Below are 17,529 nucleotides of genomic sequence, written 5' to 3' on the forward strand. Positions count from 1 at the left end.
ATTTCCCGCGCGCTTGAAATGCCCGGTAGAATGCCGCGATGAACCTTCAAGCCATCCTCGACCCGCTCAACGACGCCCAGCGCGAAGCCATCACCAGCCCCGCCCGCACCACCCTGGTGCTCGCCGGGGCCGGTTCCGGCAAGACCCGTGTCCTCACCCACCGCATCGCCTGGCTGGTGCAGGCGATGGGCGTCTCACCCTATGCCATCCTGGCCGTCACCTTCACCAACAAGGCCGCGGGCGAGATGCGCGGCCGGGTCGAACAGCTGCTCGGTCACGCGGCCTCCGGCATGTGGATTGGCACCTTCCATGGCATTGCCCACCGCCTGCTGCGTGCGCACTGGCAGGAGGCCGGACTGCCGCAGGGCTTCCAGATCCTCGATAGTGACGACCAGACCCGACTGATCAAGCGCCTCTTGCGCGAGCGGGGCCTGGATGAGTCACGCTGGCCGCCGCGCATGGTGGCGGGCTACATCAACGGCCGCAAGGAGGAGGGGCTGCGTCCCTCCGCCATCCAGCCCGGCTTCGACCCGGCCAGCCGCCAGCTCTTGGAGCTGTACGAGGCCTACGAGCAGCTCTGCCGCCAGAGCGGGCTGGTGGACTTCGCCGAACTCTTGCTGCGCGCCCTGGAGCTTTTGCGCGACACGCCCACCCTGCTCGAACACTACCAGCGCCGCTTCACCCACCTTCTGGTGGACGAGTTCCAGGACACCAATGCCCTGCAGTACGGCTGGCTGCGCCTCTTGGCCGGACGTGAGGGGCAGGTGTTCGCGGTGGGGGATGACGACCAGTCTATCTACGGCTGGCGTGGGGCGAGGGTGGAGCACATCCGCCACTTCGAACGCGACTTCCCCGGCACGCATCTGGTGCGCCTGGAGCAGAACTACCGCTCCACCGCCACCATTCTTGCGGCCGCCAATGCGGTCATCGCCCACAACGACGAGCGGCTCGGCAAGAATCTGTGGACGGACGGCAAGGAGGGCGAGCCGATCCAGGTCTATGCCGCCTTCAACGAGCAGGACGAGGCGCGCTTCGTGACCGAGCGCATCCGTGCCTGGCACGAAGCCGGGCACCCCTTGCAGGACGTGGCCATCCTCTACCGCTCCAACGCCCAGTCACGCGTACTGGAGGAGCAGTTGATCCGCTTCGACCTGCCCTACCGCATCTTTGGCGGCCTGCGCTTCTTCGAGCGCGCCGAGATCAAGGACATGCTCGCCTACCTCAACCTCGCCCGGCACCGCGAGAACGACGCCGCCTTCGAGCGCGTGGTCAACGTCCCCCCGCGCGGGATCGGCGAAAAAACCCTGGAGCAGGTGCGCGAGGCGGCCCGTGCGCAGCGGCTCTCTCTCTGGGGGGCCGCCCTGGCGCTCTTGGCGGATGGCAAGCTCACTGGTCGCGCCGCTGCGGCCATCCGCGGTTTCGTGCTCGGCCTCGACGCCATGGCGGCGGCCATCGAGGACCTGCCGCTGGAGCAGCAGGTGGCCCACGTAGCCGAAGCCAGCGGCCTCATGGAGTTCCACAAGAAGGATGCGGACCGGGGCGAGATGCGCGCAGAGAACATCGAGGAACTCATCAATGCTGCGCGCGGCTTCAGCCTGAGCGAGGAGGATCAGGCCCTGGGGCTCGCCCCGCTCGAGGCCTTTCTCGGCCATGCCGCGCTGGAGTCGGGTGAGACCCAGGGCGGGGCGCACCAGGACTGCGTGCAGCTGATGACCCTGCATGCCGCCAAGGGCCTGGAGTTCCCGCTGGTGTTCATCGTCGGCCTGGAGGAAGGGCTGTTCCCGCACCAGATGTCGCGCGAGGACCCCGCCAAGCTGGAGGAGGAGCGCCGGCTGGCCTACGTGGGCATCACCCGCGCGCGCGAGCAGCTGGTCCTCACCTACGCCGAGCGCCACCGCCTGCACGGGAAGGACCTCTACCCGCAGCCCTCGCGCTTTCTCGGCGAGATCCCCCCGGACCTGTTGCGCGACGTGCGCCCCCGCGCCCAGGTGGTGCGGCCGATGGGCCTCTCCCCGCAGCATGTGCGCGCCATGGACGCCGCCGAGAGCGGCCTGCGCCTTGGCCAGACGGTGCAGCACGCCATCTTCGGCGAGGGCGTGATCATCGGCCACGAGGGCGCCGGCCCGCAGGCGCGGGTGCACGTCAACTTCGGCCGCCAGGGCAGCAAGTGGCTGGTGCTGGCCTATGCCAATCTCACACCACTCTGACCAAGGCCGCCCCACGGCATCCCCGGGGGCGTGCATACCCCGATTCCAGGGCTAAACTTTCATTATTCTTCCGGGCAGGCAGCCCCCATATAGCCCGTACCCCCTGCCGAGTCGCCACCACGCCCCACCGATGCCCACCCCAGCCCGGACCGCCAAGCGCCCCCTGAGCCTCGGTCAGCAGACGATGCTGCTGCTGGGCGGTTTCCTGCTGCTTGCCTCGCTGGCCACGGGGGCGGCGTTCTACCATGTCCAGCGCCAGGACCTGCTCGCCCACCAGCGGGATGACCTCGAAGCGCTGCTGGACCGTGCGGCGGACGTGATCCGAGACTCCGTCAAGGGTCTGGGGGGAGACACCCTGCTGCTGGCCGAGGTGCGTTCTGCTCGCATGGTGGCGGACGGGGCCTGCCAGACCAAAGAGCCGGGGCCGAACGAACCTTGCGCGGCACTGGAGAACCTGGCCGCCATCTTCGATGCCCTGCTGCGCACCCACCCCGAATACATCCAGGTCCGCCTGATCGGCCAGGCGGAAGGCGGGCGCGAGCTGCTGCGGCTCGACCGCCGCGACGGCCAGGTCATACGCATCCCCGCGACCGAATTACAGGCCAAGGGGGACCGCCCCTACGTGCGCGACACCCTGGCCCTGCCCAAGGGGGCCCTCTACCTGTCCCGGGTCGACCTCAACCAGGAACACGGCAGGATCGAGGTGCCCCACACGCCCGTGCTGCGCATGGCTACCCCGCTCTATTCCGACCAAGGCGCCCTGTTCGGGATACTCGTCGTCAACCTGGCCTACGGGCCCGTGCTCGATCGCCTCGCCACGCTCGCCCCCCGCGGAACCCAGCTCTACGTCACCAACCAGGAGGGCGACCTGCTCCTGGCCCCGGAGCGGGACCTGACCTTCGGTTTCGACCTGGGCCAGCGTCACCTCATCCAGGACCAGCACCCCGAACTCGCCCCCTGGTTCGAGGGCCGGGGCGAGCCCATCCTTCTCGGCCACGAGCATCTGATCGGCGCGCGCCGCGTCGAGCTGCACCCCCATTGGCCGGACCGGACGCTGTCCGTGTTCGCCGTCCAGCCCATGGGCACGCTGATGGGCTCGCTTCGCGCCTCGCTCTGGTTCAGCATGGCGATCAGCGCCGCGCTGCTGCTGCTCGGAATGCTGCTGGCCCTGCTGACCACGCGCGGCCTCAGCCGTGACCTGCGGCAGCTGGCCCGGGTCGCACGCCGCTTCGCCAAGGGTGACATCACCCCCGCCGTGCCGCACAGCGGCAGCCGCGAGATGCGGGAACTGGGCGAGGCTTTCAACGCCATGCGCGCCGAGGTGATCCAGCGCAATATCGAACTTCGGGACCAGGAAGCCTACCTGCGCACCATCATCGAGACCTCCACCGAAGGCATCATCACCACCGACGAGCGCGGCATCATGCTGACCGTCAACCCCTCGGCGGCGCGCATGTTCGGCTACCCCCCCGAAGAGATGCTCGGCCAGAACGTCAGCATGCTCATGCCCTCCACCTATGCCTCCGAACACGACCGCTACATAGCCGACTTCAGTGCCCGCCATGGCGACCGCCCGCTGATCGGCCGCACCGTGATGGGCGTGCGCAAGAACGGCTCCAGCTTCCCCATCGGCATCGGCCTCGCCAGCTTTGAACTCAAGGGCCGGCACCGCTTTGCGGCCTTCATCCAGGACATCACCGAACTGCAGGCGGCCGAGGATGCCATCCGCCAGGCGCGCGAGATCGAATCCCTCGCCTACTACGACCCCTTGACCAACCTGCCCAACCGCCGCCTACTGCGCGAGCGCCTGGGCAGGCAGCTCACCCAGGCCGCGGCCCAGAAGCAACGGCTGGCCGTGGCCCTGATCGACCTGGACGGTTTCAAGGAGGTCAACGACCGCATGGGGCACGAAGCCGGCGACCAGCTGCTCAGGGTCATCGCCGCGCGCCTGACTGCCAACCTGCGCGGCAGCGACATCGTCAGCCGGATGGGGGGCGACGAGTTCGCCCTCGTGCTCTCAGGGGTCCACTCCCATGCCCACAAGGAGGACGACCTCCAGCGCCCGATGGGGGCGCTGATACGCTCCGTGGCAGAGCCCATCGCCATCGGCAACGACTTCGTGCGGGTTTCGGCCAGCATCGGCATCAGCCTGTTCCCCGACGACGGCGCCGACCTCGACACCCTGCTGCGGCAGGCCGACATTGCCATGTACCAGGCCAAGTCCCTCGGCCGCAACCGCTACCTGTTCTTTGACAAGGCGATGGAGGAGAACCTCATCCAGCGCCACGAACTGCTCACCCAACTCGAGGCGGCGATCGAGCAGGACGAACTGGAACTGCACTACCAGCCCCAGGTCGACATGGTCAGCGGCGAGGTCACCGGCGCGGAGGCGCTGGTCCGCTGGAACAGCCCCTCCCATGGCCTGCGCATGCCGGGCGAGTTCATCCCCCTGGCCGAGGAAAGCGGCCTGATCGTGCGCCTCGGCCACTGGATCCTCCGCGCCGCCCTGCGCCAGCTCGCGGAATGGAACCAGCACGGCCTGCGACTCAAGCTCGGCATCAACGTCGCTGCGCGCCAGTTCCTGGATGCGCATTTCGTGGAGGAACTCGGCGCCCTGCTGCGCCAGCATGGCAACGTCCATCCCGGCCAGATCGTGCTGGAGATCACCGAAACCGCAGCGATGGCGGACCTGCAGCGCGCGCGGGAGATCATCCTGGCCTGCCAGACCATGGGCGTCGGTTTCTCGCTGGATGACTTCGGCACCGGCTTCAGCTCGCTGATCTACCTGCAGCAGCTGCCAGTACAGAGCCTGAAGATCGACCGCAGCTTCGTGCGCAACATTCTTGAGCATGCCAACGACGCCGCCATCGCCAAGGGCATCATCGACATGGCGCACCTGCTCGATCTGCCGGTCATTGCGGAAGGCGTGGAAGACGCACCACTGGCCAACCGCCTGCTCGAATTCGGCTGCCGCTGCGGCCAGGGCTATGGCATCGCCCGCCCCATGCCCGCCGGGGCCTTGCCGGACTGGATCCGAACCTGGCGGCGTCCATCCGCCTGGCGGACCGACATCCCCGCCACGACGACGGACCGCCACTTCGGCCTGCTTTTTGCCCGCCAGGCGCACGAGAACTGGCTGGATCAACTGCTCGGCTGGGTCGAATCAGCCCCAGGGGCGCCGCCGCCCCAAAGCGTGATCCTCGACCCCCGCCAGTGCTCCTTCGGCCGCTGGTACGGCGGCCCGGGGCTAGCGCGCTATGGCCGTCATCCGGCCTTTGTCCGCCTGCACGACGTGCATCACGACGTCCACCGCACCGCCAGCGCGATGTTGGAGCACATGCAGGCCCATCGCCAGGACGATGCGCGCCAACTCATCCCCGAGCTGCTCAGCCACCGCGACGCGCTGTTCGACCTTCTGGACGAGCTTCGCCGGCAGGACGACTGAACCCGAAGCGCCCATGGCCCCTCTGGGTTGAACGTCCCTCATGCGATACTGCGCCGATCCGAATCGAGCCCCCAGGGAGTGACTCCATGCGCAGACGCGACTTCATCCGCACCTTCACCCTCGGCGCCGGCGCCGCCGCACTCGCCGGCTGCAACGGCGACAAGTCCAAGACCGCCGGTCACGCCGACGCCAAGCCCGCCGAGGTGATCAAATGGAAGATGGTCACCACTTGGCCGAAGAACTTCCCCGGCCTCGGCACCGGCGCCGAGAACCTCGCCCGGCTCATCAACGAGATGAGCGGCGGGCGGATCGAGGTCAAGGTGTTCGCCGCGGGCGAGCTGGTGCCGGCACTGGAGGTGTTCGATGCCGTCGCGCGCGGCACCGCGCAGATCGGCCACGGCGGCGCCTACTACTGGAAGGCCAAGCACGAGGCGACCCAGTTCTTCACCTCCGTACCCTTCGGCCTCACCGCGCAGGAGATGAACGCCTGGCTGTTCTACGGTGACGGCCTTGCGCTGTGGCAGGAGGTCTACGCCCCCTTCGGTCTCATCCCCATGCCGTGCGGCAACACCGGCGTGCAGATGGCCGGCTGGTTCAACAAGGAGATCAACAGCCTTGCCGATCTCAAGGGGCTGAAGATGCGCATCCCGGGCCTCGGCGGCGAGGTGCTCCGCCGCGCCGGCGGCACCCCGGTCAACCTGCCGGGCGGCGAACTGTTCACCGCGCTGCAGTCCGGCACCATCGACGCGACCGAGTGGGTCGGCCCCTACAACGACCTCGCCTTCGGCCTGTACAAGGCGGCCAAGTACTACTACGCACCGGGCTGGCAGGAGCCGGGCAGCACCATGGAGGCGATCATCAACAAGCAGGCCCTCGAGGCCCTGCCCAAAGACCTGCAGAGCATCGTGCTCAACGCCTGCAAGGTGGTGAACGCCGACATGCTGGCCGAATTCATGGCACGCAACAATCAGGCGCTGGAAACGCTCAAGCGCGAGCATGGCGTGCAGGTACGCAACCTGCCGGATGATGTCATCGCGGAGCTCAAGAAGCTCTCCGCCGAGGTGCTGGCCGAGGTGGCCCAGCATGACCCGCTGACCAAGAAGGTCTACGACTCCTTCATCGCCTTCCGCGACCGGGTCAAGCCCTGGACCGATGCCTCCGAGGTCGCCTTCCTGAAGGCGCGCGGCTGACGCGGGCATGGAAACGGCTCCACCGGCGCCAAGGTCAGGCCGGTGGAGCCGGTCGCCTGGCCGGTCGTCCAGGAGCCGCCGTCGATCCTGATCCACGCCATCGTCACGACGGTGGCGCTCTAACGGGATTCAGCACACCCCAAGGACTCACGCCTTCTCCACGGCACCCTCCTCCTGGTCGTTCACTTCGACGAGGATCGCCGCGGCCAGTCCGGCATCCAGGACGTGCAGGGCGCCGTTGACCCGGATCATCAAGGGACCCTGGAAGGGCGCACGTTCCTCCACCCACACCAAGGCTTCGGGCACGAGCCCGAGCCCGCCGAGATAGCGCAACTCCTCCGGCCGTCGCTCGTGCAGGCGGGCCACGCGCAGGCATAGCCCCAGCGGGGCATCGACCAGCGCGCAGAGGACCCGCAGCTCATGCAGGTCTTCATGCGGCGGTGGGATGGGGGAGCCGTGGGGGTCGCTTGCCGGGCGGCCGAGCACCTCCCACATGCGGTTGACCACCCGCTCCGAGACGCTGTGCTCCAGCACCTCCGCCTCCGCGTCCACCTCGTCCCAGGACAGCCCCAGCACCTGCACCAGGAACTGCTCGACGATGCGATGGCGGCGGATGGTCTCCACCGCCACCCGGCGCCCGGTCGCGGTCAGGCGCACGCCTTGGTAGGGGATGTGCTCGATCAGCCCCTCGGCGGCCAGTTTCTTGACCATCCCGCTCACCGAGGGTTGGGCCACCTTCAGCCGCTCGGCCAGGGCGGAGGTCGAGACCGGCTCCGCCGTATCCCCGGCAAGCTTGTAGATGGCCTTGAGATAGTCCTGGAGGGCACGGCTGCTCATGGAGGGCAACGATAGGAAGAATGCATGAACCTTATCACTTTCCTGCATTTGACCGGGCGCGTCGGCTTGCCCTAGATTGTCCAAATCCCATTTTTAGCCTTACCTAATTTGATGAGCGACATCCCCTGCGTCCAAGACCGCCCGATCGTTCGTCCCTTCTGGTTCTATCTCGGGCCCGCCTTCCTGGTGTCCGTGGGCTACATGGATCCGGGCAACTGGGCCACCTCCCTCGAGGCCGGCAGCCGCTATGGCTATGCCCTGCTATGGGTCATCACCCTGGCCAGCCTGATCGCCATCCTCGTGCAACTGCTGGCCGCACGGCTCGGGGTAGCCACGGAGCGGAACCTGGCCCAGCTGATTGCCGAACGCTACGCAGGCTGGCGCGCCAAGGGGCTGCTCGCCACCGCGGCGCTGGCGATGATGGCGACCGATCTTGCGGAATTTCTTGGAGTGGCGGTGGCGCTGAACATGCTGTTCGACATCCCGCTGCCGATCGCGGTGGTGCTGACCGTGTTCGATGTGCTGCTGATCCTGTGGCTGGAGCGCTTTGGCTTCCGCTGGGTGGAGATGACCATCATCGCCTTCGTCGCCACCATCAGCCTGGGCTATGTGGTGGAGCTCCTCATCATCCAGCCCGACATGGCCGCCGTGGCCACCCACACCTTCCTGCCGAACGCCACCATCACCGACAGCACGGCCCTGTTCATCGCGCTGGGGATCATCGGCGCCACGGTCATGCCGCACAATATCTTCCTGCACTCGTCGCAGGTGCTGACCCGGCTGCGGGACGCGAACCACGACAAGCGCCGGATCTACGGCATCCTCAAGTGGGACACCGTGGGCGCCCTGCTCGCCGCGTGGATGGTCAACTCCGCCATCCTCATCACGGCCGCCGCGGCCTTCCACGAACAGGGCCTCTTGATCACCGACCTCGACCAGGCCTATGTCACCCTGGGGCCCCTGTTCGGCGAGGCGGCCGCGCTGACCTTCGCCATCGCCCTGCTGGCCTCGGGGGTGGCCAGCTCGACCACCGCGACCCTGGCCGGCCAGATCGTGTTCGAGCCCCTGCTCGGCCGCCCGGTCAACATCGCCAGGCTGCGCCTGACGCTTCGGCTGTTGACCATGATCCCCGCGGTGATCGCCATCCTCGCGAGCGCCAAGCCCCTCGGCCTGTTGGTGCTGTCGCAGGTGATCCTATCGATGCAGCTGCCGTTTACCCTGCTGCCCCTGATCCTCCTGGTCTCCAACCGCGCCCTGATGGGCGACATGACCGCCCCGCGCTGGATGGTGGGGTTGGCCTGGGCCTGTGCGCTGCTCATCATCGCCCTGAATCTTGGCTTCCTGTTCAGCGGCGAGTGACGAGGCCGGGCGAATTACTTGGCGGCGCGCTCGATGGCCTCGCCCCCCTTCTTGATGTCCTTGCCAATACCCTCGAAGGTGTTGCAGGCGGACAGGAGCAGGGTGGCGAGAACAAGGATGGATGCTGCTTTCACGACGATCTCCTTTGCATGAGGATCCGGCCCGCCTGGCGGGCCATGACGTTCAATGCTAACAAGAGCATCAGGCTCGCGCCCAGCCAGAGGGCACCGATGAAACCGAACAGGTTCGGCGCCTGCATCAGGCTGCTCATGAGCGAGTCCTGGTAGTAGAAGAACCACGGGTGATCGGGCGGGAAGACCCAGCGGTGCCAGGCATAGAAGACCTCAACCGGCCCCAGGGCGAGCAGCGCGCCTGCAAGGAGTGCGAGCCCGGCCAAACTGCCGGCCAGAAGCCTCCCCGCCTGCGGAACGGGAACGCGCCCAAGGCTGAGCAGGAGCGCAAGTCCGCCCCAGCCCGCGAGCGCCAGCAGACCGGCGCGTTCCCCCGTCTCGATAAGATGCGCCACGTCGCGAAGATGCGTGACCTCGTCCGCGGTCAAGAGACGCCCGAGTTCGCGGCCCTGCGGGTCATGGTAGCGCAGCCCCTCCAAGCCCTGGCCGCCATGGCGCACGGCCTCGGCGATGGCGGCGAACAGGCGGGCATGCTCGGCGGCATCGGTGCGGATGAAATCCTGCCGCCCATGGCGATTCTGCGGAACAAAGGTGTTGAGGGTGGCGGGGATGTCGATCAGGCGATAGGCCATGGGATAGAGAAAATCGACCTTCGCCAACAGCAGCCAGGCGAGCCACAGCGCGGCCAGCCAGAGCAGGAGCCCGTAGGCCGCGATCGCCAATCCCCGCACGGCCCGCGGCATCAGGCCTCGCCGGAGGCGTGGCGGCGGGCCAGTTCGACGTAGTAGTCGGCGGAATAGCCGAGGTATTCCAGCTCCTCGTCGGTCAGCGGGCGCACCTTGCGCGCCGGCGCGCCGAGCCAGAGGTAACCGCTCTCCAGCTCCTTGCCGGGCGGCACCACGCTGCCCGCGCCAACGATCACCTCGCGCCGGATCACCGCCTCATCGAGCACCACCGAGCCCATGCCGATCAGACAGCGATCTTCGATGGTGCAGGCATGCAGCACGGCCTTGTGACCGATCGTCACATCGCTGCCCACGATGACCGGCGCACCGCGCGGGTTGAAACGGCTGGCGTGGGTGACGTGGACGATGGTGCCGTCCTGCACGTTGGTCCGATCACCCATCTCGATGCGGTTGATGTCACCGCGCAGCACGCTCATCGGCCAGATCGAGGCATCCCGCCCGAGATGCACCTGCCCGGTGACCAGGGCCGTGGGATCGACCCAGGCGCCGGCCTCAAGCGTGGGCATGTGGCCCTCGAAACGTCGGATGGTCATCGGCATCACTCCAGAAAGATCACGGGATGATACCCTCTCAGGCCCCCAATCCGAACGATGCCCTCATGTTTGCGAAGCTTGTGCAACGCCTTGGCCTCTATGTCCAGCTGACCCGGCTGGATCGCCCGGTCGGCTGGGTGCTCCTGCTCTGGCCCACCCTGTGGGCCCTGTGGCTGGCCGCGGGCGGCCTGCCGAGTCCGCTGAATCTTGCCGTGTTCGTCGCCGGGGTGGTGCTGATGCGCTCGGCCGGCTGCGCCATCAACGACTACGCCGACCGCGACTTCGACGCCCACGTCGCCCGCACCCGCGAACGCCCCCTCGCCGCAGGATTGATCCAGCCCCGGGAGGCGCTCGCCGTGTTCGCCGTGCTCGCACTGGCCGCCTTCGGCCTGGTTTGGCTGCTCGACCCGCTGGTGCTGAAGCTGTCCATCGTCGGCGTGCTGCTGGCGGCGAGCTACCCCTTCATGAAGCGCTGGCATCACCTGCCGCAGCTGCACCTTGGCATCGCCTTCTCCTGGGCCATTCCGATGGCCTATGCCGCCGAAAAGGGCACGCTCGATCTCACCGCCATGCTGCTGTTTGCCGCCAATGTGCTGTGGACGGTGGCCTACGACACCATGTATGCCATGGCCGACCGGGAGGACGATGTGAAGATCGGGGTAAAATCCACCGCCATCCTGTTCGGCCGCTTCGACCGCCTGATCATCGGCGGGCTTCAGCTCGCCACCCTCCTGCTGCTCGCCCTGGTCGGCCTGCGTGCGGGGCTCGGCTGGGCCTACGGCGCGGGCCTCTTGGCCGCCGCGGGCTTTGCCCTGTGGCAGCAGTGGCTGATCCGCAAACGCGAGCCGGTCGCCTGTATCGCGGCGTTCAAGAACAACCAGTGGTTCGGCATGGCGGTGTTCGTCGGGCTGGCGGTGGATCTGGCTTGGAAATGAGTGAATCAGCAAATCCTCGGCAGCGGGTCCTCCACCAGTTCCGGCAATAGCCGCTCGCCAAGTTCCGTCTCCAGCACCACCCAGGCAGGCGCAGGCTCGATGCGGCCAATGATGGCCGCCCCCTCGCCTTCCGGCAGGGCGTGCCACGCATCGAGCAGGGCTTGCGCGTGCTGCGGTGCGACCAGCGCCACCACCCGGCCCTCGCAGGCCAGGTAGAGCGGATCGAAGCCAAGCAGCTCACACACCCCGGCAACCTCAGGGCGCACCGGAATGGCCTCCTCGAACAGGCGCACGCCAAGACCGGTGGCGGCACAGATCTCGTGCATCACGGTGGCGAGTCCCCCGCGCGTCGGATCGCGCATGAAGCGCAGTCCCTCGAACGCCATGGCTGCCTGGGCGAGCGGCAGCACGCTGGCCGAGTCCGATCTCAAGGCCGCACGCAGACCGAAGGCCTCGCGCGCCAGCATCACCGCCGCGCCGTGGTCGCCCACCGGGCCGCTGACCAGCACGGCATCCCCCGGACGGATCGCGTCCAGGCCCAGTGCGGGCCCCGGCAGGCGCTCGCCCAACCCCGTCACCGTCAGGTAGAGGCCGCTGCCCTCCCCCCGCGCCACGACCTTGGTATCCCCCGCCACCACCCGCACCCCGCAGGCCCGCGCGGCCTCGGCCAGGTCATTCACGACCCGCTCGAGCACCACCAGGGCCAGCCCCTCCTCAAGGATGGCGGCGAGGGTGAGGAGACGGGCCCGCCCGCCACTGACCGCAAGGTCGTTGACCACGCCGTGCACCGCGAGGCTGCCGATGCTCCCGCCGGGGAATTCGAGCGGCTGGACGGTGAAGCCGTCGGTGGACACCAGCAACCGCCCCGTTGCCCAGGACAGCTCCGCTGCATCCAGGCGGGTGTCCGGGGCGAGGGAGCCCAGCCGCTCGGCAAAGACCTGCTCGATCAGCTCGCGCATCAGGCGCCCGCCGTTGCCGTGCGCCAAGGTGATCTGCGTCATGCCTCATGCTCCGTGAAATGGGCCTCGACCAGCTGGCCGAAAGCAAGGCCGGCATCATTGACCGGCACCCTGGATGGGAAGACGACCTCCACCCCCTCCGCCGCAGCGCCCGCGTGGATGAGTTCGACCAGGAGGCGATTCTGCATCACCCCGCCGGTCACCCCCAGCATGGGGGCTGCCAGACGACGGGCAAGGTCCAGGGCCGCCTTCGCCAGGCTGGCGTGGAAGGCCCGGGCGCGCTCGGCCACGGGAAGCGAGGCATCCCGCAGCAGGGGTACGAGCGGGGTCCAGTCAAGGCGCAGCAGCCCCTCGGCATCGTCCTGCCAGACGAGGGGGAGGCCCGGCACCGGGCGGGCGGGCACGGCGGCGGCCTCCAGACGCATGGCCGCCTCGCCCTCGTGACTGGCCTCACGGCACAGGTCGAGCAGGGCGGCCGCGCCGTCGAACAGGCGTCCCATGGAGCTCGTGGCCGGGGTATTCAGGCCGCGCGCAAGGGCCTGACGCAGCAGTCCGACCTCCCTCCCGGGCGGGGCAAGACCGGCCACCTCCAGCCCCGTCGCCCAGACCATCCCGAGCGCGCTGCGCCAGGGCTCGCGTGCGGCGCGCTCGCCCCCGGGCAGGGGGAAGGGGCGCAGGCTGGCCACCCGCCGCCAATGGCCGGGACGGCCGAGCAGGGCCTCGCCCCCCCACAGGCTGCCATCCTCCCCAAGCCCCAGCCCGTCCCAGGCCAGCACCAGCATCTCGCCGGGCTCCACCCCCTGGGCCTGCCAGAGCTCGGCATACAGGGCGGAGGCATGCGCGGCATGGTGTTGCACCGCAAGGCACGGCAGAGGCTGGCTTTGCGCCCAACGGCTGGCGGCATACCCCGGATGCCGGTCATGCACGATGCGCTCGGCCCGCACCCCGTAGAGCGCCTGCAAGCCCTCGATCGTGGCCGCGAAGCGCTCCAAGGCACGTGGGCTGTCCAGCTCGCCGACATGCGGCGAGAGCACGGCCCTGCGCCCCCAGCCCAGCGCCACGGCATTCTTCATCTGCCCGCCCACCGCGAGCCTCGGGCTTGCGAAGGCAAACGGTACGTCGAGCTCCAGCGGGGCATCCCCCCGCCCCAGACGCAGGGGCCTTGCGCGTCCTGCGATCACGCGCCGCAGCGGATCGTCCACCGGCCTGAGAATCGGCCGGTCGTGGTGGAGGAAGGCATCGGCGATGCTAGCGAGCCGCGCCTCGGCGTCCGCCTCATCCCATACCAAAGGTTCACCGGAGCGGTTGCCGGAGGTGGCGACGAGCGGCCCGCCGAAATCATCCAAGAGCACGTGATGCAGCGGGCTGGAGGGCAACATGACGCCGATTTCGGCCAACCCCGGAGCGATGCCTTCCGCAAGGCCCGCTTCGAGATAAGGAGCCAAAGCCCCTCTCCCCTCTCCCTTGAGGGAAGCGGGGGAGAGGGTGGCAAGCCCCTCCTTCCCCTCTCCCCAGCCCTCCCCCCTGGGGGGGGAGGGGGGCCATCCATTAGCACACGATGGCTTTTCGAGGAGCCTTTCAACGGCGCGCGGACGCAGGAGCACGATGGGCCGCGCGTTGGACGTCAAAGCCTCTTCCTCGGCCCGATCCAGCTCGAAATCCCGGCTCACCCGTTCCAGCCCATCCGCACCCGACCAGGGGTACATGACCGCCAGCGGCTTGCCTGGCCTGCGCTTGCGCTCGCGCAGGCGGCGGACGGCCGCCTCGCTACGCGCATCGCACATCAGCTGATAGCCGCCCACGCCCTTGAGTGCCAGGATGCCGCCCGCGCGCAAGAGCGCCACGGCGGCAGCGAGTGCCAGCGCATCGCCGTCCACCCTGCCCCGTCCGTCCACGAACCCCAGGCGCGGCCCGCAGTCCGGGCAGGCCATGGCCTCGGCATGGAAGCGGCGCTCGTTGGGATCATCGAACTCCCTCTGGCAGGCCGCGCAGAGGGTAAAAGCCGCCATGCCGGTGCGTGCGCGATCCCACGGCAGGTCGGCCAACAGGCTGTAGCGCGGACCGCACTCGGCACAGGCGATGAAGGGGTGGCGATGCCGTCGGCTGGAGGGGTTGCGCAGCTCCCCCAGGCAGGCCGGACAGGGGGGGAGGTCGAGCGGCACGAAGGCCGTGTCGCACCCACCGGGCAGGCTTTCGAGGATGCGAAAGCCTGCCCGACCGGTCGCGGCCACCGGCTCGGCCCACAGGCCGACCCCGGGCAGCGCATGACGTAGACGAGAAATAAAGGCCGCCAAGACCTCCCCCTCCCCTTCGATCACGCCCTCGACCCGGCCACCGACATTGGCCACCTCACCCGCCAGCTCCAGCGCGCGGGCCAGGCGGGCGATGGCGGGGCGCAGGCCACGGCCTTGCACCCGTCCTTCGAGGCGAAAGCGGCGAGCCTGCCTCATGCCGCCCGGCGCACGCCCCCGGCCCAGGCGATGTGGCAGGCCCCCTCGTCCGAGACCATGCACGGCCCGACGGGTGTCTTGGGGGTACAGGCCGTGCCATAGAGTGGGCAGCCCTGCGGGCGGGTGCGCCCCAGCACCACCTCGGCGCAGGCGCAGCCGGGCGGCATCGCGCCTGCGCGCCGGCGCGGCGCCGCGAGCGCGGGAAAGCGGCGCCGGGCATCGAACTCGGCCCAGGAAGGCGGCAGGGCGAAACCGGAGCGGGGGATCACGCCGATCCCGCGCCAGGGCGCGTCCTCAGTCAGCAGACCATCATCCAGCAGGCGGCGGGCGATGGGATTGCCCTGCGGCCGTACGACCTCCGGATAGAGGTTCTCCAGCCTCGCCCGCCCCTCGGTCCGCTGCAGCAGCACCGCGTGCAGGGCGGCGAGGATACCCTCGGCGGTAAATCCCGCCACCGCCACCGGCAGGCCATGCTGCTCGGCAACGAAGCGCCACTCCTCCGCCCCCATTACCGCCGCCACGTGGCCCGGGGCGATGAGGGCGTCGAAGCCGGGCGGGCCTCCATGGAGCAGCCAGGCCACCGCCGGCCAGGTGCGGCGCGCAGCGAGCAGCACGGTGAGATTGTCCGGCAGCCCGCCCGCTGCGAGCCAGGCAGCGATGGGGGCCGTGGTGGTCTCGAAGCCCGCGGCGAGAAACACCACCTGCCGCCCGGGATGGGCCTGGGCGAGGGCCGACACCTCCTGCGGCGCGGCGACGGCCCGCACCTCCGCCCCCCAGGCGCGCGCCTCGAGCAGCGAACGCGGCTCGCCCTTCACAACATTCACCGGCACCCGCAACAGGTCGCCGAAGGCCGCCAGGATCACGCCTTGCTCGAGGGCGAGGTGCAAGGCGTGGTGGATGTCCTCCTCCGGGCAGACGCATACCGGGCAGCCGGGTCCGGCGATCAGTTCGATCCCCTCCGGCAGGGCGTGGCGCAGGCCGCTCTGGGTGATGGTGCGCTCATGGCCGCCACAGACGTTCATCACCCGCACGCCGCCCTCCGGTACGGGAAGGGCACGGATGCGATCCAGCCACTGCCGCGCGCTCAGGCTCATGCGCGGAGCACGCCGAAATGCGGCCGTGCGGCGGCAGGCCGGGGGCGGCGCAAGGCCGCATGCTGCGCACGCAACCCATCGAGCCAGGCGGCCATGCCTTCCCCGCGCCGGGCGGAGAGGGTCAACATAGGGGCCTGACTGGCGAGATCACGCAGATACCCTTCCGCACGCGCCGGATCGAAGTCCTCCATCAGCGGCAAGAGGTCCGCCTTGGAGATCAGCACAAGGTCGGCGGCGCGGAACATGACCGGGTACTTGGCTGGCTTGTCGTCGCCCTCGGTGACCGAGAGCAACACGACGTTGTGGTGCTGGCCGAGGTCGAAGCTCGCCGGACAGACCAGGTTGCCGACGTTTTCGATGAACAGGATGTCGATGCCGGAGAGGTCCATGCCATGCAGGGCGTCGTGCACCATGTGCGCATCCAGATGGCAGGCCTGGCCGGTGCCGATCTGCACCGCGGGCACCCCGTGCGCGGCGATACGCCGGGCATCGTTGTCGGTGGCAAGATCCCCCACCAGCACCGCGCAGGCCAGCTCCCCGCGCAAGGCCTCAACCGTGGCCTCCAAGAGCAGGGTCTTGCCGGAGCCGGGCGAGGACATCAGGTTCACCGCCAGCACCCCATGTCGGGCAAAATGCTCACGGTTGTGCGCGGCCAGGCGATCGTTCTCCGCCAAGAGCCCTTCCAGCACCGGCACCGCCTGGGTGGCGACGGCGGTCGCCCGGTTGCCGGGGGTGATCGAGCAGCCGCAGGTGTCACACATTCAAACGCCCCTCCAGATCCACGCTGACCAGCAGCAATTCATCCCCGCCCACGAGCACGGTCTCCGCGCAACCACAGGCCGGGCAGCGCAGGCGGTTGGGCGCAGCCTCGTCCACATGGCCGCAGGCGCGGCACTGCACGCGCACTGGCACGGACTCGATCACAAGCTCCGCCCCTGCCGCAGCCGTGCCCGCGCACGCCTTGGGAAAGGCCTGGGCGAGCAGGGCCGGCTCCACCCCGGAGAGCGGGCCAAGACGCACCGTCACCCGCCGCACCGGCCCTCCCCCATGCGCCCCGGCCACCCGGCCGACCTGGCGCAGCAGGGCGCGGACGATAGAGAGCTCATGCATCGCCCGCCTCACGCATCGCCCGCCACAGCGCCCAGGCCTCACCCGCCGCTCCCGCCTCCACCTTCTGGATGGCATAGCCGACATGCACCATGACGAAGTCCCCCACCGCGAGTTCCTGCCCCTGCAGCAGGAACAGGCTGACCTCGCGCTCCACGCCCTTGGCGCGGCATACGGCCACATCGCCTTCGAGGCGGACGATCTGCATGGGGATGGCGAGGCACATGGGTCTAATCCAAAAATTCCGAAACCACGCCGGGCAGGATTCCTCACGACAAGGACGGAGCGGTTGACATGGCATTCCATGGGCGTGGCCCATGTGGGAGCGGCGCCCCCCAGACTGTTTCAAAAGGGCTGTCCTGCCCTTTTGAAACTCGCCTCGTCGCGGTACACGCCCGCGACGGGCTCCGAGAATCAATCACTTATTGTGATTGATTCTCGCGCGAGCCATCCATGGCTCGCGCCACGATCAAGCGCCGGGATATCGGCCCGGGGGCGGGCCTCCTACAACACATCCTCTCGCAACCCCAAGGGGC

Annotated in this window: 15 protein-coding genes; 5 read left to right on the forward strand and 10 right to left on the reverse strand. The window is 68.8% G+C overall.

Features of this window, described 5'->3' with window-relative positions; genetic code table 11:
• Positions 1-38: 38 nt before the first annotated feature.
• The 3 genes from uvrD to V6D91_RS04065 all read left to right on the forward strand — a co-directional run bounded on the left by uvrD (position 39) and on the right by V6D91_RS04065 (position 6,842).
• Complete coding sequence (gene uvrD / locus V6D91_RS04055; protein ID WP_347317967.1) at positions 39-2,207, forward strand: DNA helicase II; 2,169 nt, start codon at positions 39-41, stop codon at positions 2,205-2,207.
• A gap of 130 nt (positions 2,208-2,337) precedes the next feature.
• On the forward strand, positions 2,338-5,652 hold the full coding sequence (locus tag V6D91_RS04060; protein WP_347317969.1) for an EAL domain-containing protein: 3,315 nt from the start codon (positions 2,338-2,340) through the stop codon (positions 5,650-5,652).
• A gap of 86 nt (positions 5,653-5,738) precedes the next feature.
• Positions 5,739-6,842, forward strand: coding sequence for a TRAP transporter substrate-binding protein (locus tag V6D91_RS04065; RefSeq protein ID WP_347317971.1), 1,104 nt, complete (start codon positions 5,739-5,741; stop codon positions 6,840-6,842).
• Positions 6,843-6,989: 147 nt separating this feature from the next.
• Here V6D91_RS04065 and V6D91_RS04070 read toward each other — a convergent pair whose 3' ends face one another.
• Positions 6,990-7,679, reverse strand: a complete 690-nt coding sequence (locus tag V6D91_RS04070) for a metal-dependent transcriptional regulator (RefSeq protein ID WP_347317973.1) — start codon at positions 7,677-7,679, stop codon at positions 6,990-6,992.
• Between the two features lie 111 nt (positions 7,680-7,790).
• On the opposite strand from V6D91_RS04070, the gene V6D91_RS04075 reads away from it, so the two are divergent.
• Entirely contained in the window at positions 7,791-9,038 is a 1,248-nt protein-coding gene (locus V6D91_RS04075) for an Nramp family divalent metal transporter (RefSeq protein ID WP_347317975.1), read from the forward strand.
• A 14-nt stretch (positions 9,039-9,052) separates the two neighbouring features.
• Here V6D91_RS04075 and V6D91_RS04080 read toward each other — a convergent pair whose 3' ends face one another.
• The 3 genes from V6D91_RS04080 to V6D91_RS04090 are packed head-to-tail and all read right to left on the reverse strand — an operon-like array spanning position 9,053 to position 10,448.
• A complete protein-coding gene (locus V6D91_RS04080; RefSeq protein ID WP_347317977.1) occupies positions 9,053-9,172 on the reverse strand; it encodes an entericidin A/B family lipoprotein in 120 nt (39 codons plus the stop codon).
• Complete coding sequence (locus V6D91_RS04085; RefSeq protein ID WP_347317979.1) at positions 9,169-9,912, reverse strand: DUF1461 domain-containing protein; 744 nt, start codon at positions 9,910-9,912, stop codon at positions 9,169-9,171. Before V6D91_RS04085 ends, V6D91_RS04080 begins: the two co-directional genes overlap by 4 nt.
• Positions 9,912-10,448, reverse strand: coding sequence for a gamma carbonic anhydrase family protein (locus V6D91_RS04090; protein ID WP_347317980.1), 537 nt, complete (start codon positions 10,446-10,448; stop codon positions 9,912-9,914). Before V6D91_RS04090 ends, V6D91_RS04085 begins: the two co-directional genes overlap by 1 nt.
• 65 nt (positions 10,449-10,513) lie before the next feature.
• Between V6D91_RS04090 and ubiA the strand changes: the two genes are divergently transcribed.
• The gene (gene ubiA, locus V6D91_RS04095; RefSeq protein ID WP_347317982.1) at positions 10,514-11,383 is read left to right on the forward strand and encodes a 4-hydroxybenzoate octaprenyltransferase; all 870 of its coding nucleotides are present in this window, start codon (positions 10,514-10,516) and stop codon (positions 11,381-11,383) included.
• A gap of 5 nt (positions 11,384-11,388) precedes the next feature.
• Here ubiA and hypE read toward each other — a convergent pair whose 3' ends face one another.
• The 6 genes from hypE to V6D91_RS04125 are packed head-to-tail and all read right to left on the reverse strand — an operon-like array spanning position 11,389 to position 17,219.
• The gene (gene hypE / locus V6D91_RS04100) at positions 11,389-12,384 is read right to left on the reverse strand and encodes a hydrogenase expression/formation protein HypE (RefSeq protein ID WP_347317984.1); all 996 of its coding nucleotides are present in this window, start codon (positions 12,382-12,384) and stop codon (positions 11,389-11,391) included.
• Complete coding sequence (locus V6D91_RS04105) at positions 12,381-14,792, reverse strand: carbamoyltransferase HypF (RefSeq protein WP_347317986.1); 2,412 nt, start codon at positions 14,790-14,792, stop codon at positions 12,381-12,383. The genes hypE and V6D91_RS04105 overlap by 4 nt, the downstream gene beginning before the upstream one ends.
• Complete coding sequence (hypD, locus tag V6D91_RS04110; protein ID WP_347317988.1) at positions 14,789-15,886, reverse strand: hydrogenase formation protein HypD; 1,098 nt, start codon at positions 15,884-15,886, stop codon at positions 14,789-14,791. The genes V6D91_RS04105 and hypD overlap by 4 nt, the downstream gene beginning before the upstream one ends.
• A complete protein-coding gene (gene hypB, locus V6D91_RS04115) occupies positions 15,883-16,647 on the reverse strand; it encodes a hydrogenase nickel incorporation protein HypB (RefSeq protein WP_347317990.1) in 765 nt (254 codons plus the stop codon). The genes hypD and hypB overlap by 4 nt, the downstream gene beginning before the upstream one ends.
• The gene (locus tag V6D91_RS04120) at positions 16,640-16,996 is read right to left on the reverse strand and encodes a hydrogenase maturation nickel metallochaperone HypA (RefSeq protein WP_347317991.1); all 357 of its coding nucleotides are present in this window, start codon (positions 16,994-16,996) and stop codon (positions 16,640-16,642) included. The genes hypB and V6D91_RS04120 overlap by 8 nt, the downstream gene beginning before the upstream one ends.
• Positions 16,989-17,219: a HypC/HybG/HupF family hydrogenase formation chaperone gene (locus V6D91_RS04125; protein ID WP_347317993.1), complete on the reverse strand. Its 231-nt coding sequence runs from the start codon at positions 17,217-17,219 to the stop codon at positions 16,989-16,991. The genes V6D91_RS04120 and V6D91_RS04125 overlap by 8 nt, the downstream gene beginning before the upstream one ends.
• Positions 17,220-17,529 lie beyond the last annotated feature (310 nt).

This window comes from Thiofaba sp. EF100, from assembly GCF_039822285.1.
GTDB lineage: Bacteria > Pseudomonadota > Gammaproteobacteria > Halothiobacillales > Halothiobacillaceae > Thiofaba.